The 25416-nt window shown below is 72.4% G+C and carries 27 protein-coding genes and 1 tRNA gene; 12 read left to right on the forward strand and 16 right to left on the reverse strand.

Annotated features, from left to right (window positions below; all coding sequences use genetic code 11):
• Nucleotide 1 precedes the first annotated feature (1 nt).
• Entirely contained in the window at nt 2-1804 is a 1803-nt protein-coding gene (locus tag M1D46_RS15165) for a sensor histidine kinase (RefSeq protein WP_271173563.1), read from the forward strand.
• Between the two features lie 47 nt (nt 1805-1851).
• Nucleotides 1852-2139, forward strand: a complete 288-nt coding sequence (locus M1D46_RS15170; RefSeq protein WP_271173564.1) for a WXG100 family type VII secretion target — start codon at nt 1852-1854, stop codon at nt 2137-2139.
• A gap of 82 nt (nt 2140-2221) precedes the next feature.
• Here M1D46_RS15170 and groL read toward each other — a convergent pair whose 3' ends face one another.
• From groL to M1D46_RS15195, 5 genes are all read right to left on the reverse strand, one after another.
• Nucleotides 2222-3841, reverse strand: coding sequence for a chaperonin GroEL (gene groL, locus M1D46_RS15175; protein WP_271173565.1), 1620 nt, complete (start codon nt 3839-3841; stop codon nt 2222-2224).
• Between the two features lie 179 nt (nt 3842-4020).
• The gene (locus tag M1D46_RS15180) at nt 4021-4224 is read right to left on the reverse strand and encodes a cold-shock protein (RefSeq protein WP_271173566.1); all 204 of its coding nucleotides are present in this window, start codon (nt 4222-4224) and stop codon (nt 4021-4023) included.
• A gap of 103 nt (nt 4225-4327) precedes the next feature.
• On the reverse strand, nt 4328-4867 hold the full coding sequence (locus M1D46_RS15185; protein ID WP_282979401.1) for a LytR C-terminal domain-containing protein: 540 nt from the start codon (nt 4865-4867) through the stop codon (nt 4328-4330).
• Between the two features lie 29 nt (nt 4868-4896).
• A complete protein-coding gene (locus M1D46_RS15190; protein ID WP_271173568.1) occupies nt 4897-5142 on the reverse strand; it encodes a DUF3263 domain-containing protein in 246 nt (81 codons plus the stop codon).
• Nucleotides 5143-5177: 35 nt separating this feature from the next.
• Complete coding sequence (locus tag M1D46_RS15195) at nt 5178-6161, reverse strand: DUF2332 family protein (RefSeq protein WP_456285973.1); 984 nt, start codon at nt 6159-6161, stop codon at nt 5178-5180.
• Between the two features lie 72 nt (nt 6162-6233).
• Between M1D46_RS15195 and msrB the strand changes: the two genes are divergently transcribed.
• A complete protein-coding gene (gene msrB / locus M1D46_RS15200) occupies nt 6234-6635 on the forward strand; it encodes a peptide-methionine (R)-S-oxide reductase MsrB (RefSeq protein ID WP_271173570.1) in 402 nt (133 codons plus the stop codon).
• An 11-nt stretch (nt 6636-6646) separates the two neighbouring features.
• Nucleotides 6647-7195: a nitroreductase family protein gene (locus M1D46_RS15205; protein WP_421075465.1), complete on the forward strand. Its 549-nt coding sequence runs from the start codon at nt 6647-6649 to the stop codon at nt 7193-7195.
• 1 nt (nt 7196) lies between these two features.
• On the opposite strand, the gene M1D46_RS15210 is transcribed toward M1D46_RS15205, so the two are convergent.
• A complete protein-coding gene (locus tag M1D46_RS15210; RefSeq protein ID WP_271173571.1) occupies nt 7197-7490 on the reverse strand; it encodes a DUF4287 domain-containing protein in 294 nt (97 codons plus the stop codon).
• Complete coding sequence (locus M1D46_RS15215) at nt 7490-7822, reverse strand: cupin domain-containing protein (RefSeq protein WP_456285974.1); 333 nt, start codon at nt 7820-7822, stop codon at nt 7490-7492. Before M1D46_RS15215 ends, M1D46_RS15210 begins: the two co-directional genes overlap by 1 nt.
• Before the next feature lie 65 nt (nt 7823-7887).
• Between M1D46_RS15215 and M1D46_RS15220 the strand changes: the two genes are divergently transcribed.
• Nucleotides 7888-8868: a DUF5937 family protein gene (locus tag M1D46_RS15220; RefSeq protein ID WP_456285975.1), complete on the forward strand. Its 981-nt coding sequence runs from the start codon at nt 7888-7890 to the stop codon at nt 8866-8868.
• A 4-nt stretch (nt 8869-8872) separates the two neighbouring features.
• Here the strand turns inward: M1D46_RS15220 and M1D46_RS15225 are convergent, their stop codons facing one another.
• A complete protein-coding gene (locus M1D46_RS15225; protein WP_456285976.1) occupies nt 8873-9823 on the reverse strand; it encodes a DMT family transporter in 951 nt (316 codons plus the stop codon).
• Between the two features lie 226 nt (nt 9824-10049).
• Nucleotides 10050-10349 carry a hypothetical protein gene (locus M1D46_RS15230; protein WP_271173575.1) on the reverse strand — a complete coding sequence of 100 codons (300 nt, stop codon included), beginning with the start codon at nt 10347-10349 and terminating at the stop codon, nt 10050-10052.
• A gap of 307 nt (nt 10350-10656) precedes the next feature.
• Here M1D46_RS15230 and M1D46_RS15235 point away from each other — a divergent pair, with 307 nt between their 5' ends.
• Nucleotides 10657-11427, forward strand: coding sequence for a metal-dependent hydrolase (locus M1D46_RS15235; RefSeq protein ID WP_456285977.1), 771 nt, complete (start codon nt 10657-10659; stop codon nt 11425-11427).
• Nucleotides 11428-11504: 77 nt separating this feature from the next.
• The gene (locus tag M1D46_RS15240; RefSeq protein ID WP_456285979.1) at nt 11505-14399 is read left to right on the forward strand and encodes a glycosyl hydrolase; all 2895 of its coding nucleotides are present in this window, start codon (nt 11505-11507) and stop codon (nt 14397-14399) included.
• A 60-nt stretch (nt 14400-14459) separates the two neighbouring features.
• On the opposite strand, the gene M1D46_RS15245 is transcribed toward M1D46_RS15240, so the two are convergent.
• Together M1D46_RS15245 and M1D46_RS15250 are read right to left on the reverse strand one after the other, a co-directional pair.
• A tRNA-Thr gene (locus M1D46_RS15245) sits at nt 14460-14535 on the reverse strand.
• Between the two features lie 53 nt (nt 14536-14588).
• Nucleotides 14589-15578: a DsbA family protein gene (locus M1D46_RS15250; RefSeq protein ID WP_271173578.1), complete on the reverse strand. Its 990-nt coding sequence runs from the start codon at nt 15576-15578 to the stop codon at nt 14589-14591.
• Nucleotides 15579-15848: 270 nt separating this feature from the next.
• Between M1D46_RS15250 and M1D46_RS15255 the strand changes: the two genes are divergently transcribed.
• Both M1D46_RS15255 and M1D46_RS15260 read left to right on the forward strand, forming a co-directional pair.
• Nucleotides 15849-16946, forward strand: a complete 1098-nt coding sequence (locus M1D46_RS15255) for an ABC transporter ATP-binding protein (RefSeq protein ID WP_271173579.1) — start codon at nt 15849-15851, stop codon at nt 16944-16946.
• A 78-nt stretch (nt 16947-17024) separates the two neighbouring features.
• Nucleotides 17025-18308 (forward strand): DUF4032 domain-containing protein, encoded by a 1284-nt coding sequence (locus M1D46_RS15260; protein WP_271173580.1) that lies wholly within the window; start codon nt 17025-17027, stop codon nt 18306-18308.
• A 64-nt stretch (nt 18309-18372) separates the two neighbouring features.
• On the opposite strand, the gene rlmB is transcribed toward M1D46_RS15260, so the two are convergent.
• Together rlmB and cysS are read right to left on the reverse strand one after the other, a co-directional pair.
• On the reverse strand, nt 18373-19347 hold the full coding sequence (gene rlmB / locus M1D46_RS15265) for a 23S rRNA (guanosine(2251)-2'-O)-methyltransferase RlmB (RefSeq protein WP_271173581.1): 975 nt from the start codon (nt 19345-19347) through the stop codon (nt 18373-18375).
• Entirely contained in the window at nt 19340-20731 is a 1392-nt protein-coding gene (gene cysS / locus M1D46_RS15270; RefSeq protein ID WP_456285980.1) for a cysteine--tRNA ligase, read from the reverse strand. Before cysS ends, rlmB begins: the two co-directional genes overlap by 8 nt.
• An 86-nt stretch (nt 20732-20817) precedes the next feature.
• On the opposite strand from cysS, the gene M1D46_RS15275 reads away from it, so the two are divergent.
• Nucleotides 20818-21729 (forward strand): DMT family transporter, encoded by a 912-nt coding sequence (locus M1D46_RS15275; RefSeq protein WP_456287179.1) that lies wholly within the window; start codon nt 20818-20820, stop codon nt 21727-21729.
• A 1-nt stretch (nt 21730) separates the two neighbouring features.
• Nucleotides 21731-22192: a GNAT family N-acetyltransferase gene (locus M1D46_RS15280; protein WP_456285981.1), complete on the forward strand. Its 462-nt coding sequence runs from the start codon at nt 21731-21733 to the stop codon at nt 22190-22192.
• A gap of 10 nt (nt 22193-22202) precedes the next feature.
• On the opposite strand, the gene ispD is transcribed toward M1D46_RS15280, so the two are convergent.
• Complete coding sequence (gene ispD / locus M1D46_RS15285) at nt 22203-23384, reverse strand: 2-C-methyl-D-erythritol 4-phosphate cytidylyltransferase (protein WP_456285982.1); 1182 nt, start codon at nt 23382-23384, stop codon at nt 22203-22205.
• 76 nt (nt 23385-23460) lie between these two features.
• The gene (locus tag M1D46_RS15290; protein WP_271173585.1) at nt 23461-23946 is read right to left on the reverse strand and encodes a CarD family transcriptional regulator; all 486 of its coding nucleotides are present in this window, start codon (nt 23944-23946) and stop codon (nt 23461-23463) included.
• 174 nt (nt 23947-24120) lie between these two features.
• Between M1D46_RS15290 and M1D46_RS15295 the strand changes: the two genes are divergently transcribed.
• Nucleotides 24121-24648, forward strand: coding sequence for a DNA modification methylase (locus tag M1D46_RS15295; protein ID WP_456285983.1), 528 nt, complete (start codon nt 24121-24123; stop codon nt 24646-24648).
• Between the two features lie 71 nt (nt 24649-24719).
• Here the strand turns inward: M1D46_RS15295 and M1D46_RS15300 are convergent, their stop codons facing one another.
• Nucleotides 24720-25403 (reverse strand): response regulator transcription factor, encoded by a 684-nt coding sequence (locus M1D46_RS15300; RefSeq protein ID WP_271173587.1) that lies wholly within the window; start codon nt 25401-25403, stop codon nt 24720-24722.
• Nucleotides 25404-25416: the final 13 nt, after the last annotated feature.

Consider the following 25416-nt stretch of genomic DNA (forward strand, 5'->3'; position numbering starts at 1 on the left):
CGTGACCCGGTGGTGGCGACGCGTCAGCCTGCGGGCGAAGGTCACCGGCGTGACGGTGTTCGTCCTCGCCGTCGGACTCCTCATCACGGGCGTCGTGACCGTGCCCATCCTCCAGCAGAACCTGCTCGGCAGCGTCCGCAGCACGGTCCAGGAGTACGCCGACTCGAACGTCGCCGAGCGGCTCCTCACGCCGCTCACGACGGCATCGGGCGAGCTCATGTTCGTGCCGGCCGACAACGAGCCGCGCACCGAGTACTTCGTCGCGATGTACAACCGCGAGGGCGAGCTCATCGCGACCGCGGGCGGCTCGGAGGAGGCCGCGGAACCCGCCTTCCCGCGCCGCCTGCCCCTCGACGAGGCGTACATCCGGCGCGGCAGCATCGTCCCCCTCGACGCGGAGACCGGGCGCGGACCCGGGTTCTACGCCGCGACGACCGTGAACACGCTCCAGTCGGAGAGCTACGACCTCCCGTACGCCACGGTCGTCGCGCTCCCCCTCGCCGACGTCGACAGCTTCGTCCGCACGTACATCGCCGTCTTCACGCTCGTCGCGTTCGCGACGGTCATCGCGGCGGCGTTCCTCACCCGCGGCCTCGTGACGCTGACGTTCCGCCGCTTCGGCCAGGTCGAGGCGACCGCCATGGAGATCGCGGCGGGCGACTTCAGCCAGCGGATGACCGACATCGAGCCCAGCACCGAGATCGGCCGCCTCAAGATCGCGATCAACACGATGCTCGACCGCATCGACGGGGCGATCGACGAGCGCGACGCCACGGTGCGGCAGATGCGCCGCTTCATCGGCGACGCGAGCCACGAGCTGCGCACGCCGCTCGTGAGCGTGCGCGGCTACGCCGAGCTGTACCGGATGGGCGCGCTGCAGGGCGAGGAGGCGACAGCCAAGGCGATGGAGCGCATCGAGGCCGAGGCCAAGCGGATGGGCGTCCTCGTCGAGGACCTGCTCGCCCTCACCCGGCTCGACGACCGCCGCGAGCTCGACATCCGCCCGGTCGACCTCCGCCCGATCGCGCACGATGCCGCGCTCGACGTCCGCGCGGCCGAGCCGGGCCGCGACGTCACGGTCGTCGACCACACCTTCGAGGCGATCACGGGCGCGGTGACGCTGCCCGAGCGCGCCGAGCTCGAGGCCGCGACATCCGCTCCCGAGGACGGCCGCGCGGACGGGCCCGACGCGCCGCGGCGGCGCTGGGCGCCGGGAACCGCCGCGATCGCCCGCGCGTCGGCGGCGCTGCGTCGCCGACGCCCGGCCCAGACCGGCGAGCAGCCGCTCGTCGCGCAGCTCGACATCCCCGTGCAGCCGCCCGCGAAGCCCGTCGCGCTCCCTCCGATCGTCCGCGGCGAGGAGGACAAGATCCGCCAGGTGGTGTCGAACCTGCTCGGCAATGCGCGCCGCTACAGCCCCGCCGAATCCCCCATCGTCATCGAGGTGGGCGTGGACGCCGCGGCGCGCACCGGATGGATCGCGATCGTCGACCATGGCGAGGGCGTCCCCGAGTCGATCAGGGACAAGGTCTTCCAGCGGTTCTGGCGGGCCGACACCTCGCGCGCACGGGAGACGGGAGGCAGCGGCCTCGGCCTCTCGATCGTCGCCTCGATCGTCGACTCCCTCAGCGGAACCGTCCAGGTGACCGACACCCCCGGAGGCGGCGCGACGTTCCGCGTGGCCTTCCCGCTCGCCCGGGAGGGGTCGGATGCCGGGGCGACGCCGCGTGCACAGTCCGGCATCGCCGCGGTGTCGCCGGGCGACGCTGTGGACGACCCGGAGGGCGGCGCGCCCCGCTCCTAGCGTGAGGACCACGCCGATCTCCGGCGGTCACACGAGAAGGAGCACCCATGCCGATCTTCGCCGTCGACAGCGACGCGCTCGTCGCTCAGTCCGCCAACGTCCGTGCCACGGGCGACCGCATCCAGGCCGATTCCGACACCATGCTCGCGCAGCTGCTCGAGCTGCAGGCGGTGTGGCAGGGATCGGCCGCCGCGGGCTTCCAGAGCGTCATGGACCAGTGGCGGGCGGCACAGCTCGCCATCCAGGAGTCCCTCGCGTCGATCGGGCAGGCGCTCAGCGTCGCGGGGATGCAGTACGCCGAGGCGGAGCAGGCCAGCGCCGGCATGTTCCGCTGAGCCCGCGTCCCGGTACGCAGAAGGGCCCCTCCGCGAGGAGGGGCCCTTCGTGTCGTTCAGCGCGACGAGCGCGCGGCGCGGATCAGAAGTCCATGCCGCCGCTGGGGTCGGCAGGAGCGGCCGCGGCCTTCTCCGGCTTGTCCGCCACGACCGCCTCGGTCGTGAGGAACAGGCCGGCGATCGACGCGGCGTTCTGCAGAGCCGAGCGCGTGACCTTGGCGGGGTCGATGATGCCGGCCTCGAAGAGGTCGACGTACTCGCCCGTGGCCGCGTTGAGGCCCTGGCCGACCGGGAGCTCGGCGACGCGGTTCGCGACGACGCCCGGCTCGAGGCCCGCGTTGAGCGCGATCTGCTTGAGCGGAGCCTCGATGGCGATCTTCACGATGTTCGCGCCGGTCGCCTCGTCGCCCGTGAGCTCGAGACCGTCGAACGCGACCTGGCCCGCCTGGATGAGCGCGACGCCACCACCGGGGACGATGCCCTCCTCGACGGCCGCCTTCGCGTTGCGGACGGCGTCCTCGATGCGGTGCTTGCGCTCCTTGAGCTCGACCTCGGTGGCCGCGCCCGCCTTGATGACGGCGACGCCGCCGGCGAGCTTGGCGAGGCGCTCCTGCAGCTTCTCGCGGTCGTAGTCGCTGTCGGTGTTCTCGATCTCGCGGCGGATCTGGGTCACGCGACCCTCGATCTGCGCGGCGTCACCGGCACCCTCGACGATCGTCGTCTCGTCCTTGGTGATGATGACCTTGCGCGCACGGCCGAGGAGCTCGAGGTCGGTGTTCTCGAGCTTGAGGCCGACCTCCTCCGTGATGACCTGGCCGCCCGTGAGGATCGCGATGTCCTGCAGCTGCGCCTTGCGGCGGTCGCCGAAGCCGGGGGCCTTGACGGCGACCGACTTGAAGATGCCGCGGATCTTGTTGAGCACGAGCGTCGCGAGAGCCTCGCCCTCGACGTCCTCGGCGATGATGACGAGCTCCTTGCCCGCCTGGATCACCTTGTCGACGACGGGCAGAAGGTCCTTGATGTTCGAGATCTTCTGGTTCGCGATGAGGATGTACGGGTCCTCGAAGACGGCCTCCTGGCGCTCCGGGTCCGTCACGAAGTAGGGGTTGAGGTAGCCCTTGTCGAAGCGCATGCCCTCCGTCAGCTCGAGCTCGGTGCCGAAGGCCTGGGCCTCCTCGACCGTGACGACGCCCTCCTTGCCGACCTTGTCGATCGCCTCGGCGATGAGCTCGCCGATCGAGGTGTCCGCAGCCGAGATCGACGCCGTCGCGGCGATCTGCTCCTTCGACTCGATCTCCTTCGCGGTGGAGAGGAGCTGGTCGGTGACCGCCTTGACGGCCTTCTCGATGCCGCGCTTGAGGCTGATCGGGTCGGCGCCCGCGGCGACGTTGCGGAGGCCCTCGCGGACGAGCGCCTGGGCGAGGACGGTGGCCGTGGTCGTGCCGTCACCGGCGACGTCGTCGGTCTTCTTCGCGACCTCCTTGACGAGCTCGGCGCCGATCTTCTCGTACGGGTCGTCGAGCTCGATCTCCTTCGCGATGGAGACGCCGTCGTTCGTGATCGTGGGAGCGCCCCACTTCTTCTCGAGCACGACGTTGCGACCACGCGGGCCGAGCGTCACCTTGACGGCGTCGGCCAGCGTGTTGAGGCCGCGCTCGAGGCCGCGACGGGCCTCTTCGTCGAAAGCGATGATCTTTGCCATGTGTTTGTCGTCCCTCCCGGACGTAGGCGTATGGGTTTAGCACTCTCTTGACGGGAGTGCTAAACGCCATTTTGGCACTCGACCCCATCGAGTGCAAGCCGGGAGGCGTCACCCGCCGACACACGCGCAGCCGCCCCGCGACCGGGGTCGCGGGGCGGCTGCGGAGAAGGCGGGAGCGCTCAGACGGGGCGGACCGCCTCGGCCTGGGGGCCCTTCTGCCCGGTGCCCACCGTGAACTCGACGGCCTGGCCCTCCTCGAGCACGCGGAAGCCGGTCATCTCGATGTTCGAATAGTGCACGAAGACGTCCTGGCCGCCGTCGGCGACGGTGATGAACCCGTAGCCCTTCTCGGCGTTGAACCACTTCACGGTGCCCTGGGTCATGGCGATCACTCCTGTTGCGGGATGGAACTGGAGCGATCGTATCCGCGTGATTCCGCGGCAGAACGTCGATGAGGCGACGTTTGACACGGTCGTCTCGTGACGTTTACGCGCCGGAAACACGGTCGAGTCCGACGACCACCGTGAGCTGTCGGCCGTCGCCGCTCTGGTACGCGTCGCTCTGCACCACCTCGGTCGCGCCGATGGCCTCCGCGACGCCGCGCGCCGCCGGCTCATCCTCGGGGCTCGCGTAGAAGACGGTCGTCTTCTCGAAGTCCGTCTCGTCGGAATCGGTGGGGGTCACGGCCCCCTCGGGGAAGCCAGCGTCGACGAGCTGCTCCGCGACCTCGTCGTCGAGTCCCTCTGTCGCCGTGCCGTTGAGGACGAGCACCGAGTACGACGTGTCGACGACGGGCGCCGTCGTCGCCGCCGGCGCCGGCGTGTTCTCGGGCGCCGGGAGCGCGCCCTGCTGCGAGAGGACGAGGAAGCCGAGGATCCCCGCGATCACGAGCACGATCGTCGCGACGATCGCCCACAGCAGCACGGCGGGTCCGCTCATGCCCGGGTTCTCCGCGCGGTGGGCGCCGACGCGCCCGGTCTCGCGCGGGATGTCGTCGAAGCGGTCCCGGGGGTAGGTGCTCGGCATCCCTCGATGCTATCCGCGGACGTCGTGGATCAGCTGGTGACGCGGAGGCGCGCCGCCTCGCGCTCGTCGCGCAGTCGGCGGAGGCGCTTGACGAGGAGCGGATCCGCGGCGAGGGCGGCCTCGGTGTCGATCAGCCGCCCGAGTAGCTGGTAGTACCGCGCCGGGGTCATCGCGAGCTCTGCGCGGATCGCCTCCTCCTTGGCGCCGCCGTGGGCGCCCCACGCCGCCTCGAAGGCGAGGATGGCGCGCTCGCGTTCCGACAGGGAGGTGGACATGCTCCGAGCGTATGGCGCGCGGCGCCGCTCGGCCGTCAGGCGCGCCAGCGGACGCGGGCCCCGAGCGGATCCGCCGCGGCGAGCACGCGGCCGTCGAGAGCCAGCGCGAAGCCACCGGGCCATTCCGCCTCGTCGACCGGCTCGGCCCATCCGCTGTGGAGCCCCGGCGCATCGAGCGTGATCCAGCGAGCGCCGAGTGCCCGGATGGCGTCGATGAGCGCCTCCCGGCGGGCACGCGGGAGATACGGGAGCACGCCCGGCGTCGACACGACGAGCGTCGCCTCCGATGGCGCGTCCGCGGCGAGCGCGCGGAGGGCCTCGGGATCGCCGGCATCGCCTGCGATGAGAAGAGGCGGCTCGGCCGCCGCGATGTCGAGCGCCCGCGCGATCCGCTCGCGCCGCCCCTCCTCGCCCGGCCACACGAGCATCTCGAGCCAGGCGCGGTCGCGCGGGTCGCGCGGATCGCGCGGCTGCAGGTCGACGCCCGCGCGCCAGACGACCTCCGGCAGCCGCAGCTCCGGCAGCGGGCCATCCCAGGTCGAGGTCAGTACGACCCCGGACGCCCCGTCGACGGGGTCGAGACGCACGTGTCGGCCGGTCGCCGCATACCGGTACGAGTAGCGGTCGGGGTAGAGGCACAGGCCACCCGATGCACCGAGCTCGAGGAGGGCGATCGGGCCGGCGACGAGCGAGAGCGCGGGCAGGAGCGCCGCGCAGCGCAGCGGCTCGTTCGTCTGCAGGCCGCGGACGGCGCACTCGGCGACGATGTCGTCGGCCCGCGCGCGCACGAAGCGCGCCCAGTCGGCGGCGTCGGCGTCGTCCGCCGCGCCGAGCAGGCGCGTCACGGCGAACACGAGCGGCGGCTGGCGGTGCGCCGCCGGGATGCGGGCGAGCACGGCGGCGACCGTGCCGTCCTCGGCGACCCTCGCCGCCCAGTCGCCGTAGACGCGAGACCGTCCCGGCGCCTCCTCCGCGGCGAACCGGGCGAAGCGTTCGGCGACCTGCGCGACCTCGTCCATCCCCGCCATTCTGCCGTCTCCCGGCGCCCCTCCTCCGGCCCCTGCCGTCCTGCGCGGCGGTAGAATCGGGGCATGTCGTACAGGGTCGAGAAGTCCGAGGCGGAGTGGCGTGCAGAGCTGACGCCTGAGCAGTACGCGGTGCTGCGCGAAGCCGGAACCGAGCGGCCGTGGACCGGCGAGCTGCTCGACGAGGAGCGCGCGGGCCTGTACACGTGCGCCGCATGCGGCGCCGAGCTCTTCCAGAGCGGCACGAAGTTCGACTCGCACTGCGGATGGCCGAGCTTCTACGAGTCGGTGCGGCCCGAGGCCGTCGAGCTGCTCGAGGACACGAGCCACGGCATGGTGCGGACCGAGGTCCGCTGCGCGAACTGCGGCTCGCACCTCGGACACGTCTTCCCGGACGGATTCGGCACGCCCACCGGCGACCGCTACTGCATGAACTCGCTCTCGCTGAACTTCACGCCCGAGGCGTGAGCGCTCCGCGCATGGGCTCCGCACTCGAGGCCGCCCGCGCGCGGCGCTCATCGTCCAAGGTCACCGACGAGGCTCCCACGCGCGAGGAGCTGCTGCCGCTCGTGGCGGCGGCCGGTCGCGTCGCCGACCACTCGAACCTCACCCCGTGGCGGCTCATCGAGCTGCGCGGCGACGACCGTCTGCGGCTCGGCCGCGCGATCGGCGAGGCGACAGGCGACGGACCTTCGACGAAGCCGCTGCGCGCTCCCCTGCTCATCGCGATCGTGTCGAGCCCCCGCCCGTCCGAGAAGGTGCCGGAGTGGGAGCAGGAGGCGGTCGCGTCGGGCGTGGCCCACCTGCTGAGCCTGCTCCTCGACGAGGCCGGCTGGGGTGTGATGTGGCGCACGGGCGCCTTCGTGCGCTCCCCCGCGGTCGCGAAGGCGCACGGCCTCACCCGCCGCGAGAAGCTCCTCGGATGGCTGTACGTCGGCGGGCGCCCTCCGCGCGACCGCGAGGGGTTCCGACCCGGTGTCGACCCGGACCGGATCCTCGGCAGGATGCCGGGCGGCGAGCGCTCCTAGGTCACCAGCCCGCGGGCCGGGTGTCCTTGCCGTCGAGCCACAGCCGGTCCGACGCGTCGCTGTGGGCGGTCCCGCTGCCGACGTGCTTGGCGTCGATGCGGTCACCCTTGGTGATGACGTGCACGAGCGCCATCGCGTGGCCGCGGCCGAGGCCGTAGTCGGCGGCGAGCCACTCGATGATCGGGCCCGCCTTGGTCCCGGGGCCGAAGCCGCGCTCGGCGGCGAGGTCGACGAAGGCGCGCGGCGTGACGCCGGTCTTCGTCTCGATGTTGTCGAGGTACGCCTGGAAGGACATCAGAGGAACTCCTGGATCATCGTGTCGGATGCGTGGATGCAGAGGATGCGCAGAGGCCCATCGCCCGAGTTGACGAAGCCGTGCCACACGCCGGCTCCGACGGTCGCGGTGTCGCCCGCGTGGGCGACGATCGTCTCCTCGCCCATCGTGATCGTGGCCTCGCCCGCGAGGACATGCCAGGTCTCCGAGTAGGGATGGCGGTGCAGCCCGGGCCCCTGACCCGGCTCGTTGTCGACCTGGGAGAACGACACGGCCGCGCCGTGCTCCCGCCCCTCGAAGCGCAGCGTCCTGCTGCCCGGCATGCGGATCCCATCCGCCGTCACGATGCCCATGAGCGGCTCCTCTCTCTCACGACGCGACTCTCGCAGGCGCGGTTCGGCGAGGATAAGGTTTCGACGTGCATCGAAAGCTCGTCGAGTTCCGCCTGCGCCCGGACGACGTGTCGGCCATCCGATTCGGCATCTCGCCGGGGCACGAGCTCGTGCACGCGGTGCGCTCCCTCGCCCGCCCCGCGGAGAACCCGCTCCAGTGGGGTTGGCTGCGCCAGGCCCGCGACGTCGTTCCGCGCCCTGCCTTCGAGCTGCTGCGGACCGTCGTCGGGGCTGACGGCTACGTCCCCGACTTCCTCACCTCGGAGCCCTCGTGGGATCTCGACCCTGCCGAGGAGGCGGCGCGCCGCCGCCGGGCTCCGCTGCCGGGGATGCAGGTCGACCTCCGCAAGCGCGTCGACCGCAGCACGGGCCGCGAGCGGACGGCGCTCCTCCGACTTCTCGACGACCCGCACCGCGCGCGAGCCGTCATCGCCGAGGCCGCCGACGCCGTGTGGGATGCCGTGCTCGCGCCATCCTGGTCGCAGCTGGAGCGCCTCCTGCGGGCCGACATCGTGGCACGGACGCGGGTCGTCACGACGGCCGGCATCGGCGCGATGGCGACAGCGCTCCATCCGGCCGTGGACTGGTCGGCCGACTCCGTGCGCGTCGAGCTCACGCGCCACGAGGAGACCGTCGACTGCACGGGGCGCGGCCTCGTGCTCGTGCCGTCGGTGTTCGCGCGGCGGTGCTCGGTGATCACCGAGCCGCCGGCGCAGCCGACGCTGTTCTACCCCGCGCTCGGCGTCGCCGAGGACTGGCATCGCGAAGGGGTCGCGCACGCGGCCGCACTCGGCAGGCTTCTCGGCGAGGGGCGGCTCTCGGTGCTCCTGGCGCTGCGGGAGCCGCTCTCGACGAGTGCCGTCGCCACGGCGACCGGGCTCGCGATCGCGACGGCATCGCATCACCTCAGCGCGCTGCGCGACGCGAGGCTCATCACGTCGCGGCGATCCGGACAGCGCATGCTCCATGCGCGCACGCCGCTGGGCGAGGCCCTCCTCGCTGGCTGACCGGTCAGCGGCGCCCGGCGCGCACGGTCGCGACGACGACGCCGCCCGCGGCGAGCGCCACCGTGAGCGCGCGCTGCCACAAGGCGGGCGGCGCGGCGGGCGGCCAGACGACGTCGAGGACGACGGATGCGCCGAGCATGCCGAGCACGGACCCGAGTGTCATGAGCAGCACTCCCGTGCGCGGAGTGAGCGCGGCCGAGATGAAGATGTACGCGACGCCGAGCGCTCCGCCGAGGTAGAGCCACGGCTCGCGCGGCGCGGATGCGGGCGCACCCGCCGTCGCGAGGTGCCAGACGGCGGCGACGGCGAGCACGGCCGTCCCGCCGATGAAGTTGACGAGCGTCGCCGCGAACGCGGAGCCGACGGCCTGGCGCAGCCGCCCGTTCGTCGCCGTCTGCCACGCGACGCCCGCCCCGACGAGGAACGGCAGGACGAGCATCCACAGCGGGGCCCGCGCCACGGCGTCTCCGGTCAGCGACACGACGACCGCCGAGAGCACGAGAGCGGCTCCCGCGACCCGCGGCAGCGTCACGGCGCTCACGCCCGCGGGGCTGTAGCCGATGCGGTCGAGCACGAGTCCGTGCACGGTCTGGCCTGCGACCATGCCGACCGAGAACATGGCCACGCCGATGACGGCGACCGTGAAGCTCTGCGTCGCGACGCTGAACGCCCCTGCCGCGCCGCCCACGAGCATCCACCACGGCACGCGGCGCTCGCGCAGGGCCGATCGGAGGGCACGGACGCCAGCGCGTCCGCTCGGGAGGAGCGGCGCGAGCACGAACAGGATGACGAGGCCCGACCCGAACGAGATGAGGGCCGCGACGAGCGCGGCGTCGAGCGCGACGCCGAGCTGCCCGTTGACGCGCGCCTGGATGGCCGTGAGGGCGCCCACGAGGACGGCGCCGCCGACGCCGATCGCGATCGCGAGCCGGTGCTTCGGCGCTCCCCGGTCCATGGCGCCTCCCCCTGCTCGTGCGACCTCGGCCATCCTACGGCGGCACCGGGCCGCAACCGCGCGCGGTGCCTCGTCACGTCGGTGCCTCGTCACGTCGCGGCACAGCGCGTCACGGGAATCGGATCCGTGGTGCGCATGTGCACGCCTGTGGCCGACACGCGCACACCGGCCCCGCGCATCCGAATCCCGGCACAGCTCGGGAGCGGCAGCCGCGGGCGGCGCGCGGTCAGGCGATCGCGCGCCGCGAGAGTCGGCGCGGGCGAGGCGTGCGGGGAGGGTGCGCGGCCTTGAGGATGGGCTTCACGTCGCGGGCGCGCTCCTCGAGCGCCGCGAGGGCGGTCGCGAGCGAGGCGAACTCGCCGATCGCGACGCCATGGCGGTCGTGCGCGAGGTGGCGCCGGCCGTCGACCGTGACGAAGCCCGCGAACTCGCCGGCATGCGTCGCGACGAAGACGTCGTCTGCCGCCTGCTTCCAGGCAAGCGGCTCGTCGGTATGGTGAGGGTCGTCGAGGTGGGTGATGGTCATGTCGTGCTCTTCTCGTCTGAGTGCGGGCGGCCGCGTGGGCATGCCCGCGATGCGGCGGCTCCGGGCGATCGCCGCTCGCATCTGTGCGAGGGGATCCGTGGATGGCCCTGAGCCGGTGAGCTGCGGCGATCGGCCGTGAGAGGCGGCGGACATCGCGCTGCAAGCTCCGTCCAGTCTACCTGCAGCGAGCGGAGAAGGCCATCCGCGTGTCGCCGCGCCCGGCGATGTCGGCGCACGCGCATAGCCTGAACGTCGTCCCGACGTCGTGACGCACCACGCCCTTCGACCTCCAAGGAGACCCCGCGCCATGATGGGGACCTCGCACGCCGCCAGCGGCGCCGCCGCCTGGATCGCGCTCACCGCCACGACGCTCCCCGCCCTGGGGGCGCACGAGCTCGCGCCCGCCGCGGTGCTGCTCGGCGCGCCCATCGCGGCGGGCGCCGCCCTCCTGCCCGACGCGGATCATCACAGCGCGACGATCGCCCACTCCGTGCCCATCGCCGGGCGACTCGCGGCAGGTGTCGTCGGCGCCGTGTCGGGCGGGCACCGCAAGGGCATGCACTCGCTGCTCGCCGTGCTCGGCGTCATCGTCGGCATGCGCTTTCTGGGAGAGGTCGTCTGGCACCCGGACGGCTCGGTCAAGCCCTACCACCTGGGCGTCGCGATCGCGGTCGCGGCGTGCACCGCCTTCGCGCTCAAGGTGCTGCGGATCGCGCGACGGTGGCCCCTCGCGTGGGCGGGCGGCGCGGCGCTCGGCGCGGCGGCCGGCTTCCTCGCCCCCGCGCAGACCTCCTGGCTCCCCTGGTGCGTCGGGGTCGGATACCTCGCGCACCTCGCCGGCGACCTCCTCACGACCGGCGGCATCCCGCTGCTGTGGCCTATTCGCGTGCGCGCTCCTCGGTGGGCGCGGCGCACGCCGCTGCTCCGCCGGGTGTGGCTGCGCGGCGGCGGCATCGCGGTGCCGGTCCTGGGCGATACGGGATCCTGGCGCGAGCAGGCGCTCTTCGCCGCGCTCAACTGCTACGCCCTGTGGGGCGTCGCGGCCGAGGCGGCCGCTGTCCTCGCGGGAGGGATGTGAGGAAGTTTGTTGACATGTGTAACTAAGTCGCGGTAGGACTTCTGTGGGCACCGACGCCCACCTGAGGAGGTTCGCCGATGAACAGCACCCCCGCGCCCGCCTGGGCGCAGCCATCCCGTCGCGTCCGACCGCGACGACGCGGCAGGCGCGCCGCGGTCGCCGTCGCGCTTGCGCTCGGCCTCGCGGCTCCGCTCGCCGTGAGTCCGGTGGCGCACGCCGCCCCCATCGCGGCCGAGGTCGACCTGGTCGACCCGGACGCGACACCCGAGACGCGCTCGCTCTTCGCGTACCTGCGCGACATCGACGCAGAGGGCGTCCTGTTCGGGCACCAGGAGGACCTGTACTTCGGGGAGTCCTTCCCCGCGCAGGACGGCACGTCCTCCGACACCCTCACCGCGACGGGCGACCATCCGGCCGTCATCGGATTCGACACGCTCGAGACCGCGGGCATGCCGCTCGCCGAGCGCGAGGCGAAGGCGCAGCAGCTGGCGGCGAACATCCGCCAGGCGCACGACGCCGGGGCGATCAGCACTCTCACGATCCACATGGAGAACCTCGCGACCGGCGGCGACTTCTACGACACCTCGGGCGACGCGCTGCGCGCCGTCCTCCCCGGCGGCGCGCAGCACGATGCGCTCCGCGCGTATCTCGATCGCATCGCCGCGACCGCGCATGCCGCCGTCGCCGCCGACGGCACGGCCATCCCGATCGTGTTCCGCCCGTGGCATGAGAACGCAGGCTCGTGGTTCTGGTGGGGCGCGGCGTTCGGCCTGCCCGGCGAATACGCGGAGCTGTTCCGCTTCACGGTCGAGTACCTGCGCGACGTGAAGGACGTGCACAACCTCCTGTACGCGTTCTCGCCCGGGGGCGGGTTCGGCGGCGACGAGGACCTGTACCTGCGCACGTACCCCGGCGACGACTTCGTGGACGTGCTCGGCTACGACGTCTACGACAGCTCGGGCGCCGCGCAGAGCTTCCTGGACGGGCTCGTCGCCGACCTCGGCATGATGGGCCGGCTCGCGCAGGCGCGCGGGAAGATCAGTGCGCTGACGGAGTTCGGTATCTCGGGCGGCGTGCGCCCCGACGGCGAGAACGCGAACGTGACGTGGTTCACGGATGTGCTCGACGCGATCATGTCGGATCCCGACGCGGCGCGGACCGCCTACATGATGACGTGGGCGAACTACGGCGGCGACTCGACGCCCTACTTCCCGGTCGAGGGCGAGATGCTGCCCGACTTCCAGGCGTACCACGACGACCCGCGCACGTTCTTCGCCGACGATCTCGCGGGCGTCTACGACGCCGAGACCGCGTCCGTCGCCTCGGCCGCTGCGCACCTCGCCTCCCCCGCCGACGGCGCGCGCGTGGAGGCGGGGCCCGTCGAGCTGCGCGCATCGGTGACGGGCCACGCGGCCGATCGCGTGACGGTCACGACCGATGCGGGAGACGTGATCGAGCTCGCGGCCCCGGCTGACGGCGGGATGTGGTGGACCGGGGCGTGGGAGGTCGCCCCCGAGCAGCTCGACAACACGTCGCACGGGCTGACCCTGCGCGTGTTCGCGGGCGGCGCGGAGGTGGAGACCACGGCGTCGACCGTCGTCCTCGGTCCCGAGCCGGTGCTGCCGCTCGGCGTCGTCGACGACTTCGAGTCCTACGACGCCGACGCCGCCCTGCAGAGCAGGTGGGTGCCCCAGAACGCGAACGTCCTCGAGCTCGCCCGCGCGGCCGAGGGCGACGCGGTCGGAGGCGGAGAGGCCGCGATGCGGCTGTCGTACTCCTTCGCGACGCAGTCGTACACGGGTGCGGGCCGGCCGGTCTCGGGCGACTGGTCGTCGTTCTGGGACTTCCAGGCGTGGATCGATCCCGACGCGTCCGGCAACCGGCTCGTCCTCCAGCTCGTCGCCGACGGCGTCGCCTTCGAGGCCTACCCCTCGCTCGCCGGCGACGACCCCTACCTCGCCACCATCCCCTTCGCCGACTGGCGACCCGCTCCCTGGGACACCGCCAACGCCGACCGCCGCCTCACGCCCGAGGCCCTCGCCCACGTGTCGCAGTTCAGCGTGTTCGTCAACGCGGCCGACGCAGGCGCCGTCGACGGCTCCATCGTCGTCGACGAGCTCCGCGCGGTCGAGGGCACGCCCCCGCCGCCGGTCTACGTCGACGTCGAACGCGACGACCCCGACTACGCCGCGATCGCCTGGCTGCACGACGAGGTCGTCGATCTCGGCGACGCGAACGGCCGCTTCCACCCCGCGCGCCCCGTGACGCGTGCCGAGGCGACGCGCGCACTCGCGGCGTACCGGGAGGATGCCCCGGCGGTCGAGGGCACGGCGAAGGCGCCCGTCGAGCGCTCCGAGCTCGCCCACGCGCTGTGGGAGCTCGCGGGCGCGCCGACGCCCGCGGAGCCCGCGGACTTCGACGATGTGCCGCCCGCCCACCCGTCGGCCGAGGCGATCGCGTGGGTCACGCAGAACGGCATCGTCGAGCCCGCCGGCCACGACCGCTTCGGGATGCGCGGTCCCGTGACGCGGGCGGAGCTCGCCCGCGCCCTGCGGGCCTTCGACGCGGCCCCGGGCACGGAGCCGCCGACGACCCTCTTCGACTTCGCGGACGGACCGCAGGGATGGGCCGCGAACGGGGCCATCGACGCCGCGGACGGACGCCTCACGGTCGACCTCGCGGAGAGCGGATGGATCTGGGCGACCGGCTCGTGGGACCTCTCCGGCCGCTCGACGCTCGTCATCGACGTCGCGGAGACGACCGGCACGTCGATCGGCCTCGCGCTGCAGGTCGGCCCCTCGTGGAGCTGGTGCGAACTGCCCGCCGGTGACCCTGTCTCCGACGGAGCGTCGGTCGCGATCGACCTCGGCGCGCTGTCATCCGAGTGCCGCGGTCAGCTCGGCGACGTCCGCGGCGTCAACCTGCGCCTCGACGCGGGGCAGCACGCGATCGACGCCATCCGCGTGCGCTGAACGCGGCTCGCGCCCGGGCCATCCGCTGATCGAGCGGATGGCCCGGGCGCGGCCGCGTGATGGTGCCGGCTGCCAGGTTCGAACTGACGACCCCCTGTTTACAAGACAGGTGCTCTACCAACTGAGCTAAGCCGGCGCGGGTCCCCGAGGGGACCTGGAAAGCATACCGTCGCGCGGCGACGGGATCCGCTACTCCGCGGGGGTCTCGGTCGGCTCGGGCTCTGCGGTCTCGCTCGGCGCGGGCTCGGGCTCCTCTGTCGCCTCGGGCTCCTCGGCGGGAGTCGGCGTCGGCGAGGCCGTCGAGTAGTAGGCCTCGCTCGAGACGGTGAGCACGAACTGCGCGAACTCGGCCGGGTCGTCGAGCTGACCCTGATACGGACGGCCGTTCACGAGGATCATCGGCGCGCCGGTCAGGCGCACGTCCTCGGTGTCGGGCAGCGGCTCCTCGAGGACGCGCTGGGTCGTCTCGCTCGCCCAGGTCACGAAGTCCTCGTTCTCGATGCACTCGCGCACGGCCTTCGTGTCGTCGACGCCGACGGCGGCCGCGAGCGCGGCGAGCTCCTTGTCGGTGTACCCCTCGCTGTCGACCGAGGGCTGCTCGACGAGCAGCTCGTGGTTGAAGGCGAGCGCCGACTCGGGCGCGTGCGTGCGCACGCAGGCGACCGCGCCCGCTGCGCGCAGGGAGTACTTCGAGCCGTTCGACTTGGCCGTGAGCAGGGCCACGGGGTGGTACGAGAGGTCAGCCGCGCCCTGGGCGACCCACTCCGCGAGCTGGGACGAGTTCGTCTGCTCGAACTGCGCGGACCCCTCGGACAGGTAGTCGACATACACGCGGATGCTGACGGCGGACGCCGAGCTCGCGCGCTCCGCCTCGGGCGCAGCGGGCTCGGTGGCCTCGAGCGAGCTCGTCACCATGGGCGACAGGTCGTCGGAGTCGGCGACGACGATGCCGTCGTCCTCGAGGTTCTCCGGTGTCAGGGTCGGGCGGTTGAGGGCGGGAACGACGACGCTCGTCACCGCGAACGCGATCGCGGCGACGCCCGCGACGATCACGAGGGTGATCCCGCCTCGACGCAGCATCTTCGCGCGCGTCTGCTTCGCCTTGACCTTCTGCGCCTTCTCCCGCACAGCATCGCGTCGCTCGCTGCCCGGGGGAACGATCGGGTTCTCGTTCGTCATCGCCTGCTCGCACTCCCCTTCGCCGCCACGGGTACCGGCGGTCGACCTCGAAGAGGCTAGAGCGTGTCACTGGGAAATGCCCCGGCAGACACGGCAGATCCGCCGTCTCCGCGCCCGCGCCATCCGCTCATCAGCAAACGATTTCCCCACGCGCGCGGATTCGATGGCATACTGAGCCGAGACCCGACGAGGGGTCTACGGCGGTTCGCACCGTCGGTTCCATTCACTACGGATCGTCCGGCACGTACCTGCCGGTGAAGGAGAAGAACCATGGCCAGTGTCACTTTCGACGACGCCACCCGCCTCTACCCGGGCGGAACCCGTCCCGCGGTCGACAAGCTGAACCTTGAGATCGGCGACGGCGAGTTCCTCGTTCTCGTCGGCCCCTCGGGCTGCGGAAAGTCCACCTCGCTGCGCATGCTCGCGGGCCTCGAAGAGGTCAACGACGGCCGCATCCTCATCGGCGACCGCGACGTCACCGACGTGCCGCCGAAGGACCGCGACATCGCGATGGTGTTCCAGAACTACGCGCTCTACCCGCACATGACGGTCGCCGAGAACATGGGCTTCGCGCTCAAGATCGCCGGCGTGAGCAAGGACGAGCGCGCCAAGCGCGTCCTCGAGGCCGCCAAGCTCCTCGACCTCGAGCAGTACCTCAACCGCAAGCCGAAGGCCCTCTCGGGTGGTCAGCGTCAGCGTGTCGCGATGGGCCGCGCCATCGTCCGCGAGCCCCAGGTGTTCCTCATGGACGAGCCGCTGTCGAACCTCGACGCCAAGCTCCGCGTGCAGACCCGCACGCAGATCGCGTCGCTCCAGCGTCGCCTCGGCGTCACCACGGTCTACGTCACGCACGACCAGACCGAGGCGCTCACGATGGGCGACCGCATCGCGGTCCTCAAGGACGGCCTCCTCCAGCAGGTGGGCACGCCGCGCGACCTGTACGAGAAGCCGAACAACGTCTTCGTGGCCGGCTTCATCGGCTCGCCCGCGATGAACCTGTTCCCCGCGGAGATCGCCGAGGGCGGCATCCGCTTCGGCACGAAGGTCGTGGGCGTCGACGCGTCGGCGCTCAACAAGGCGCACGGCTCCAAGGTGACGGCGGGCGTCCGCCCCGAGGACTTCATCGTCGGCCCCGCCGGCAGCGAGGGCCTCGCGGTCAAGGTCGACCTCGTCGAGGAGCTCGGCGCCGACGGCTACCTGTACGGCCACGTCGAGGGCTCGGACGCGCAGATCGTCGCGCGCGTCGACGGCCGCCGCCACCCGATGGCCGGCGACACCGTCTCGCTCCTGCCGACGCCCGACCACATCCACGTCTTCGACGTGGAGACCGGCGAACGCCTGCTCGACAAGGCGATCGTCTCGGCGTAACGCTGTCACCGCGCGACGGCGCGGGCGAACCTCCGGGTTCGTCCGCGCCGTCGCCGTTTCTGGGGGAAGATCTTCTCTATGGCCGATTCGCTCCGCATCACCGCCGCCGAGATCGACCCGCAGCTGCTCACGCTGCCTTGGCGGACGAAGCTCGCCGAGTGGCCGAGCAGCGCGATCGTGAAGCTCCCGAAAGGCATCTCGCGGCACATCGTCCGCTTCAGCGAGCTGTCGGGGATGGTCATCGCCGTCAAGGAGACGACGGCGCACATGGCCCAGCGCGAGTACGAGCTCCTCGGTGCGCTGCAGCGCCTCGAGGTCCCGTGCGTGCGCCGCGTCGCGGTCATCGACGGGCGCACCGACGAGCAGGGCAACCCGCTCCCCGCGGCCCTCGTGACCGCGCATCTGAAGTTCTCGATGCCGTACCGCGCGCTGTTCACGCAGACGCTGCGCCCCGACACCGCCACGCGCCTCGTGGATGCGCTCGCCCTCCTCCTCGTGCGCGTGCACAAGGTCGGCTTCCGCTGGGGCGACGTCTCGCTGTCGAACACGCTCTTCCGCCGCGACGCCGGCGCGTTCGCCGCGTACCTCGTCGATGCCGAGACCGGCGATCTCTATGAGGGCGGGCTGACGGATGGCCAGCGCGAGCACGACATCGACATCGCGCGCACGAACATCGCCGGCGAGATCATGGACCTCGAGGCCGGCGGACGCGTCGAGATCGGCGTCGACGCCGTCGAGGTCGCCGATCAGCTCGTCGCGACCTACCGCGAGCTGTGGTCGGCGCTCACGGAGGCCGAGTCGTTCGCCCTGACCGAGACCTGGCGCATCACCGAGCGCGTGCAGCGGCTCAACGAGCTCGGCTTCGACATCGACGAGATGACGATCCAGACCGACCCCGACGGCACGCGCGTCTCGATCCAGCCGAAGGTCGTCGACGCGGGGCACCACCGTCGCCGCCTGCTGCGTCTCACGGGCCTCGACGCCGAGGAGAACCAGGCCCGCCGTCTCCTCAACGACCTCGACGAGTACCGTTCGCGGATCTCGCGCTCGTCCGACGAGGAGGTCGCCGCGCACGAGTGGGTGACGCGCGTCTTCGAGCCGGTCGTCCGGGCCATCCCCTATGAGATGCGCGCGAAGCTCGAGCCCGCCGAGGTGTTCCACCAGGTGCTCGAGCACCGCTGGCATCTCTCGCAGGCGCGCGGCGCATCCGTGCCGCTCGCCGAGACGCTCACGAGCTACATCCGCGACGTGCTGCGGCACCGGCGCGACGAGGCCACGATCATGGGCCCCCTCACGGAGACGCTCACCGAGCCCCTCGCGACGGCCTCGGGAGAGGCGCGCGACTGGCGCGACCTGGTCTGACTGAGCGGGGCAGGGCCCGCAGGCGCCTGCCCCGTTTCGCGGCGAACCCGCGCCGTCGCGCGGGTTACGCCTGGGCGCCTCGGATCGTCGAGACCTGGTAGAGGGCGACGGATGCCGCGATGCCCGCGTTGAGCGACTCGGTCACGTCGGAGATCGGGATGGACACGACCTGGTCGCACGTCTCCGTCACGAGGCGCGAGAGGCCCTTGCCCTCGCTGCCGACGACGATGACGACCGGGCGGTCGGCGAGCTCGATCGAGGGCAGCGACACGTCGCCGTCGCCGTCGAGGCCGAGCACGAAGACGCCCTGCTTCTTGAACTCCTTGAGCGTGGTCGTGAGGTTCGGCGCGATCGCCACGGGGATGCGCGCGGCGGCGCCCGCGCTCGTCTTCCACGCCGCCGAGTTCACGCTGGCCGAGCGGCGCTGCGGCACGATGACGCCGTGGCCGCCGAACGCGCCGGTCGAGCGGATGATCGCGCCCAGGTTGCGCGGGTCGGTGATGCCGTCGAGCGCCACGAACAGCGGAGTCGCGCCCGTGTCGACGACCTGCTCGAGGAGGTCCTGGGGGTGCGCGTACTCGTACGGCGGCACCTTGAGCGCGACGCCCTGGTGTACGCCGTCGAAGCCGGCCATGCGGTCGAGCTCGGGGCGGGTGACCTCGAGCACGGGGATCTCGCGGTTCCGGGCGATCGCGAGCATCTCCTTGACGCGGTCGTCCATCTCGACGCGCTGCGCGATGTAGAGCGCGGTCGCGGGGATCTTCGCGCGCAGGGCCTCGAGCACGCTGTTGCGCCCGGTCACGTTCTCGGTGTCGTCTTTCGGGCGCGACGAGCGCTGCTGCGGCTTCTGCGCGCTCCCGCCGCGCTTGGCGGCGAGGCGCTCGGCGGCCTGCTTGCGCTTGTGCGCTACGTGGTACGGCCGGTCCTCGGCCTTCGGGGTCGGGCCCTTGCCCTCGAGCGACCGGCGGTTCTTGCCGCCCGTGCCCTTCGTGGGGCCCTTCTTGCCCTTCGCGGCGCCGGGTCGTCCAGGCTTAGCCATTGATGCTCCAAGTGGTTCCGTGTGCGGTGTCTTCGAGGGCGATGCCCGCCGCGGCGAATGCATCGCGGATGCGGTCGGCGCTCGCCCAGTCCTTCGCCGCACGCGCCTCGGCGCGCTGCGCGATGAGCTGCTCGACGAGGGCGGAGAGGGACTCTGCCGTCGGGCCGTCTCCGGAGCTCCGCGCGAGCGCGCCGAACGGATCCAGGCCCAGGACGTCCATCATGGCGGACACGGCTGAGAACGCGCCCCGCGCCGCCGCCTCATCGCCCGCATCGAGCGCGGTGTTGCCCGCGCGGACGGTCTCGTGCACGACCGCGAGCGCCTGCGGGACGCCGAGGTCGTCGTCCATCGCGTCCGCGAAGGCGCCGGGGATCTCGGCCGCCTCGGGGCGCGGATGCACCCGCAGGAACCGCTCGAGGAAGCCGCGGATGCGCGCGAGCGCCGCCTCCGCCTCGCGCCACGACGCGTCGGTCAGGTCGAGGCTCGAGCGGTAGTGGGCTGCCGCGAGCGCGTAGCGGACCACGAGCGGATCCTCGGCAGCGAGCACGTCGGCCGCGAGCGTGAAGTTGCCGAGCGACTTCGACATCTTCTGCCCGTCGACCGTGACGAGGCCGTTGTGCACCCAGTAGCTCGCGAACGCGTCTCCGGCGGCGGTCGACTGCGCGAGCTCGTTCTCGTGGTGCGGGAAGCGCAGGTCGAGCCCGCCTCCGTGGATGTCGAAAGCCGGCCCGAGGTAGCGGCGCGACATCGCCGAGCACTCGATGTGCCACCCGGGGCGCCCCTCGCCCCACGGCGACGCCCATACCGCGCTGCGCGGCTCGTCGGGCTTGGCGCCCTTCCAGAGCGCGAAGTCGTGCGGATCGCGCTTGCCGCGCGGATCCGCGTCGGCCGCGTCCTCCATCGCGTCGACCGACTGGCGCGTGAGGGCGCCGTACGCGCGCCACGACCGCACGTCGAAGTAGACGTCGCCCGCTGACGCATACGCATGCCCCCGCTCGATGAGCTCCTGGATGAGCTCCTGCATCTGCGGGATGGATGCGGTCGCGCGCGGCTCGTAGGTCGGGGGCAGGATGCCGATGGCCGCGTAGGCGGCGGTGAACTCCTGCTCCATGCGATAGGCCAGCGCCCACCACGGCTCGGCGTCGGTCGCGTTGGCGAGCACCTTGTCGTCGATGTCGGTCACGTTCCGCACGAACGTCACGCGCGGGTAGCGGTGCGCGAGCCATCGCCTCAGCAGGTCGAAGGCGAGGGCGCCCCGCAGGTGCCCGATGTGCGGGCCGGACTGCACCGTCGGGCCGCACACGTACATCGTCACGTTCTCCGGGTCGAGAGGCGCGAAGTCGCGCAGCGTCTGAGCGCGGGTGTCGTACAGCCGGAGAGTCACCCCCTCAGACTACTGGCCGCCGTCCGCCCCGCCCCGGCGGCCCGCGTCACACGGCCGTCATCCGGAGCGTGTAGAACCGAAGGGTGATGTCCGTCCTCGCCGTGCTCGCCGCGGCCGTCCTGTTCGGGACGACGGGGACGGCGCAGGCCCTCGGCCCCGACGGCACGACGCCCCTCGCGGTGGGAGCCGTCCGCGTCGCGGTCGGCGGTCTCGCCCTCGCCGCACTCGCGGCGGTCACCGGCGCGTGGGCGCGACGCACGGGCGGCGTCCGGTCTCCGCGGCCCGAGGCGCGCCCGCTGCTCCTCATGGCGATCGCGGGCGTGTGCCTGTTCGCGTACCAGCCGCTGTTCTTCCTCGGCGCCTCGGTGAACGGCGTCGCGGTCGGCACGGTCATCGCCCTCGGCTCCTCCCCCGTGCTCGCCGGCGCGATCGAGGGAGCGCTCACGCGCCGCGCGCCGGGGCGCACCTGGATGGTCGCGACCCTCATCGCGACCGGCGGTGTGGCCCTGCTCGCCCTGGGCGGTCAGGAGGGCGCGGCGACCGCGCCCCTCGGCGTGGCCGCCTCTGTCGGAGCCGGCGCGTCCTTCGCCGTGTTCGCCGTCGCGCAACGGCGCCTTCTCGACGGCGGCTGGCAGCCCCTCACCGTGATGGGCGTCGCGGGTGGCGTCGCGGCCGTGCTCGCCGCCGCACTGCTGCCCTTTCAGGACCTGGCATGGCTCGCCCGCCCTGACGGCGCCGCGATGGCGCTGTGGCTCGGCCTCGGCGCGACGACGCTCGCCTATGCCTCGTTCACGTGGGGCCTGCGACGTGTGCCCGCGCCGACCGCCGCGACCCTCACGCTCGCGGAGCCGCTGACGGCCGCACTGCTCGGCGTGATCGTGCTCGGCGAGCGCCTCGCGCCGCTGGGCATCGCGGGGCTCGCGGCCCTCGCCATCGGACTCGTCCTGCTCGCCAGGGGCGCGCGGCGCCCCATCCGCCCCTACGCCCTGGAGGCCTGACATGACCATCGACATCCGCGTCGACGACCTGACCCACCCCGCGACCCAGGCGCTCGCGGCCATCCACCTCGCGGGCATGCACGCCGGCACACCCGCCGAGAGCGTCCACGCGCTCGATCTCGACGGGCTGCGGCACCCGTCGGTCACGCTGTGGTCGGCGTGGATCGACGATCAGATCGCCGGCATCGGCGCGCTCAAGCGCCTCGACGACGAGCGCGGCGAGCTCAAGTCGTTCCGCACCGCCGAGACGCACCTCGGCCGCGGCGTCGCCCGCGCCGTTCTGCGGCACATCATCGCCGAGGCGCGGACGCGCGGGATGGCGTCGCTGTGGCTTGAGACCGGCAGCGACGCCGCGTTCGCCCCGGCGCGCGGTCTGTATGCGAGCGAGGGCTTCGTCGAATGCGGGCCGTTCGACGACTACGTCCTCGACCCGCTCTCGACCTTCATGACGCGCACGCTCTGACGCGCGCGACTCACGCGCGGTGCACGAGGGCGACCGCGAACGCCTGCACGCCCTCCGCGGCGCCCGTGAACCCGAGGCCGTCCGTCGTCGTCGCCGACACCGTCACGGGCGCGCCGCCGAGCGCGGCGGACAGCGCCGCCTCGGCCTCCGCGCGCCGCGGCGCGAAGCGCGGCCGTGCGGCCTGCACCTGCACCGAGACGTTGCCGATGGTCCACCCCTCGGCCGCCAGGTAGGCGCGGGTGTCCTCGAGGAACGCGGCGGCGTGCGCGCCGGCGAACTCGGGGCGGTCGGTCCCGAAGCGCGAGCCGATGTCGCCCAGGCCTGCAGCGGAGAGCAGCGCGTCGACGATCGCGTGCGCGACGGCATCCCCGTCGGAGTGGCCGGAGAGGGCGGGCTCGCCCGGCCACTCGAGGCCCGCGAGCCAGAGCGCGCCCTCGCCGCCGAATGCGTGCACGTCCGTCCCGACGCCGATGCGGGGCAGGGCGGGGCCGGCCGGGGCCGGACTGATGAGAGTCCGCGCGCGCTGCAGGTCGGCCGGCGTCGTGATCTTGAACGCGCGCGCGTCGCCCTCGACCGACGCGATCGGGTGGCCTGCGGCCGCGACGAGGGCCGAGTCGTCGGTGTGCTCCTCGCCCGCCACGCGGTAGGCCGTCTCGAGGATGTCGCGCCGGAAGCCCTGCGGGGTCTGCGCAGACGCGAGCTCCGAGCGGTCGACGACCCCCGTGATCAGCTCGCCGTCGACTCGCTTGATGGTGTCGACGACCGGGAGAACGGGCACGACGCCCCATCCGGTCCGCTCGACGGCGTCGACGACCCGGTCGATGAGCTCGGCCGGCGCGAGCGCGCGCGCCGCGTCGTGCACGAGCACGATCTCGACGTCGGGCCAGACCGCGGCGAGACCCGCCGCGACGGACTGCTGGCGGGTGCTCCCGCCCGCCACGACCGAGACGAGCTCACGGCGCGCGCCCGCTGCCTCCTGCGCGTCGGTCAGCGCCTCGCCGACCCGCTCCTCGGGCGCGACGACGACGACCTGAGCGGTCCGGGCGGCGAAGACGCGGTCCAGGCAGTGCCGGAGGATCGTGTGGTCGTCGATCCCGACGAAGGCCTTGGGCGCGCCGGCGCCGAGGCGCGTGCCGGATCCGGCGGCGACGACGATGACGGCGACACGGGGCGACGGCGTGACGGTGCTCACACCCCCACGGTACCCGCCGGACGCGGAACGGCCCGGTTCACCTCAGGTGAACCGGGCCGTTCCGATCGATCGCGCGTCAGCTGCTCGCGAGGACCTCGTCGAGGAGCTCTGCGGCCTTCTCCTCTTCGACCTTCTCCGCGAGCGCGAGCTCGGAGACGAGGATCTGGCGGGCCTTGGCGAGCATCCGCTTCTCGCCGGCGGAGAGCCCGCGGTCCTGGTCGCGGCGCCACAGGTCGCGCACGACCTCGCTGACCTTGATGACGTCGCCCGAGGCGAGCTTCTCAAGGTTCGCCTTGTAGCGGCGCGACCAGTTCGTCGGCTCCTCGGTGAACGGGGCGCGCAGCACCTCGAACACCTTGTCCAGCCCCTCCTGGCCGATGACGTCGCGCACGCCGACGAGGTCGACGTTCTCTGCGGGGACCTCGATGACGAGGTCGCCCTGCGTGACGTTCAGCTTGAGGTAGATCTTCTCCTCGCCCTTGATGACGCGAGTCTTGACTTCGGTGATCGTCGCCGCCCCGTGATGGGGGTACACGACCGTCTCGCCAACCTCAAAAAGCATAGAATTGTGTCCTTTCGGCGATCTCAAGGATATCACAGCTCGCGATGCACTAAGGTTCGCGCGGCATCGGCCCGCATGCCACGCCATCCGCGTGATCACGGGCCCGCACGCCATCCCTTTAGAATGGCGTGGGAGCGTCTGCCGACGGGCGACGCCGCAGCATCTGGAGGATCCGTGAACACGCGCGCACTCGCGTCCGCCGCCCTTGCCGGCCTCGTCATCCTGGGAGCCACGGGCTGCCAGGCCATCACGTCGCAGGCGACGACGATCAAGTACTCCGCGTCGGACGGCGTGAACGTCCCCGATGCCGAGGGCGCGCCCGTCGAGATCCGCAACGCGGTCATCATCGCCGACAAGGACGGCGACCAGGGCAACCTCGCCGCCGCGCTCGTCAACCGCACCGACAGCGCCGCGACCCTCACGCTCGAGTGGGGCGACGAGCGCGAGACGGTGCGGATCCCGGCCGAGAGCGTCGTGAGCCTCGGCACCGAGGAGACCGAGCCGCTGCTGCTCGACGCGATCGACTCCCCCGCGGGCTCGACGCTCCCCGTCTACTTCCAGTCCGGCGACGCCGAGGGCGTCCTCACCGAGGTCCCGGTGCTCGACGGCTGCCTCGAGCAGTTCGCCGACCTCGTGCCCGGCGGCGGCGCGAGCGACTGCGAGAAGGAAGCCCCCGCCGAGCACGGCGAAGAGGGCCACTGACCCGACGCCCGATGGCGTGAAGAAGGGCCGAGCGGAGATCCTCCCGCTCGGCCCTTCTTCGCGTCCTGGGGTCAGCCCTCGAAGCGGTAGCCGAGGCCGCGCACGGTCACGAGCATGACCGGCTCGCTGGGCACCTTCTCGATGCGCGAGCGGATGCGCTTGATGTGCACGTCGAGCGTCTTCGTGTCGCCGAAGTAGTCGCTGCCCCACACGCGGTCGATGAGCTGGCCGCGCGTGAGCACACGGCCTGCGTTGCGCATGAGCACCTCGAGCAGCTCGAACTCCTTGAGCGGCATGTTGATCTGCTCGCCGTCCACCGACACCGTGTGACGGTCGATGTCGAGCGTCACGCGGCCGCCTTCGAGCACGCGCTCGTCGAGGTCGGCCTCCGCCTGCAGCGAGCGGCGCATGACCGCCCGCATGCGCGCGAGGAGCTCGCGCGCCGAGTACGGCTTCGTGACGTAGTCGTCGGCGCCGAGCTCGAGCCCGACGACGATGTCCACCTCGGAGTCCTTGGCGGTCAGCATGATGATCGGCACGGCCGACGTCGTGCGCACCTGGCGGCAGACCTCGGTGCCCGGCATCCCGGGGAGCATGAGGTCGAGCAGGATGACGTCGGGCTCCTGGTCCCGGAACGCCGCGAGCGCGGCGTCTCCGTCCTCGGCGATCTCGACCTCGTAGCCCTCGCGCCGCAGCAGGTAGGCGAGCGGGTCGGCGAGGTCGGGTTCGTCCTCCACGAGCAGAACACGCGTCATTCGTTCTCTTTCC

This window comes from Microbacterium sp. JZ70 (assembly GCF_053903225.1).

Excerpts from the sequence above, each read along its gene's own strand:
- M1D46_RS15255 (WP_271173579.1), top strand. The coding sequence starts at position 15,849 with ATGGCCAGTGTCACTTTCGACGACGCCACCCGCCTCTACCCGGGCGGA.
- M1D46_RS15275 (WP_456287179.1), top strand. The coding sequence starts at position 20,818 with ATGTCCGTCCTCGCCGTGCTCGCCGCGGCCGTCCTGTTCGGGACGACG.
- M1D46_RS15170 (WP_271173564.1), top strand. The coding sequence starts at position 1,852 with ATGCCGATCTTCGCCGTCGACAGCGACGCGCTCGTCGCTCAGTCCGCC.
- M1D46_RS15250 (WP_271173578.1), bottom strand. The coding sequence starts at position 15,578 with ATGACGAACGAGAACCCGATCGTTCCCCCGGGCAGCGAGCGACGCGAT.
- M1D46_RS15260 (WP_271173580.1), top strand. The coding sequence starts at position 17,025 with ATGGCCGATTCGCTCCGCATCACCGCCGCCGAGATCGACCCGCAGCTG.
- groL (WP_271173565.1), bottom strand. The coding sequence starts at position 3,841 with ATGGCAAAGATCATCGCTTTCGACGAAGAGGCCCGTCGCGGCCTCGAG.
- M1D46_RS15240 (WP_456285979.1), top strand. The coding sequence starts at position 11,505 with ATGAACAGCACCCCCGCGCCCGCCTGGGCGCAGCCATCCCGTCGCGTC.
- rlmB (WP_271173581.1), bottom strand. The coding sequence starts at position 19,347 with ATGGCTAAGCCTGGACGACCCGGCGCCGCGAAGGGCAAGAAGGGCCCC.
- M1D46_RS15185 (WP_282979401.1), bottom strand. The coding sequence starts at position 4,867 with ATGCCGAGCACCTACCCCCGGGACCGCTTCGACGACATCCCGCGCGAG.
- M1D46_RS15215 (WP_456285974.1), bottom strand. The coding sequence starts at position 7,822 with ATGGGCATCGTGACGGCGGATGGGATCCGCATGCCGGGCAGCAGGACG.
- M1D46_RS15190 (WP_271173568.1), bottom strand. The coding sequence starts at position 5,142 with ATGTCCACCTCCCTGTCGGAACGCGAGCGCGCCATCCTCGCCTTCGAG.
- M1D46_RS15210 (WP_271173571.1), bottom strand. The coding sequence starts at position 7,490 with ATGTCCTTCCAGGCGTACCTCGACAACATCGAGACGAAGACCGGCGTC.
- M1D46_RS15195 (WP_456285973.1), bottom strand. The coding sequence starts at position 6,161 with ATGGACGAGGTCGCGCAGGTCGCCGAACGCTTCGCCCGGTTCGCCGCG.
- M1D46_RS15235 (WP_456285977.1), top strand. The coding sequence starts at position 10,657 with ATGATGGGGACCTCGCACGCCGCCAGCGGCGCCGCCGCCTGGATCGCG.
- msrB (WP_271173570.1), top strand. The coding sequence starts at position 6,234 with ATGTCGTACAGGGTCGAGAAGTCCGAGGCGGAGTGGCGTGCAGAGCTG.
- M1D46_RS15230 (WP_271173575.1), bottom strand. The coding sequence starts at position 10,349 with ATGACCATCACCCACCTCGACGACCCTCACCATACCGACGAGCCGCTT.
- M1D46_RS15290 (WP_271173585.1), bottom strand. The coding sequence starts at position 23,946 with ATGCTTTTTGAGGTTGGCGAGACGGTCGTGTACCCCCATCACGGGGCG.
- M1D46_RS15280 (WP_456285981.1), top strand. The coding sequence starts at position 21,731 with ATGACCATCGACATCCGCGTCGACGACCTGACCCACCCCGCGACCCAG.
- M1D46_RS15225 (WP_456285976.1), bottom strand. The coding sequence starts at position 9,823 with ATGGACCGGGGAGCGCCGAAGCACCGGCTCGCGATCGCGATCGGCGTC.
- M1D46_RS15180 (WP_271173566.1), bottom strand. The coding sequence starts at position 4,224 with ATGACCCAGGGCACCGTGAAGTGGTTCAACGCCGAGAAGGGCTACGGG.
- M1D46_RS15205 (WP_421075465.1), top strand. The coding sequence starts at position 6,647 with ATGGGCTCCGCACTCGAGGCCGCCCGCGCGCGGCGCTCATCGTCCAAG.
- M1D46_RS15300 (WP_271173587.1), bottom strand. The coding sequence starts at position 25,403 with ATGACGCGTGTTCTGCTCGTGGAGGACGAACCCGACCTCGCCGACCCG.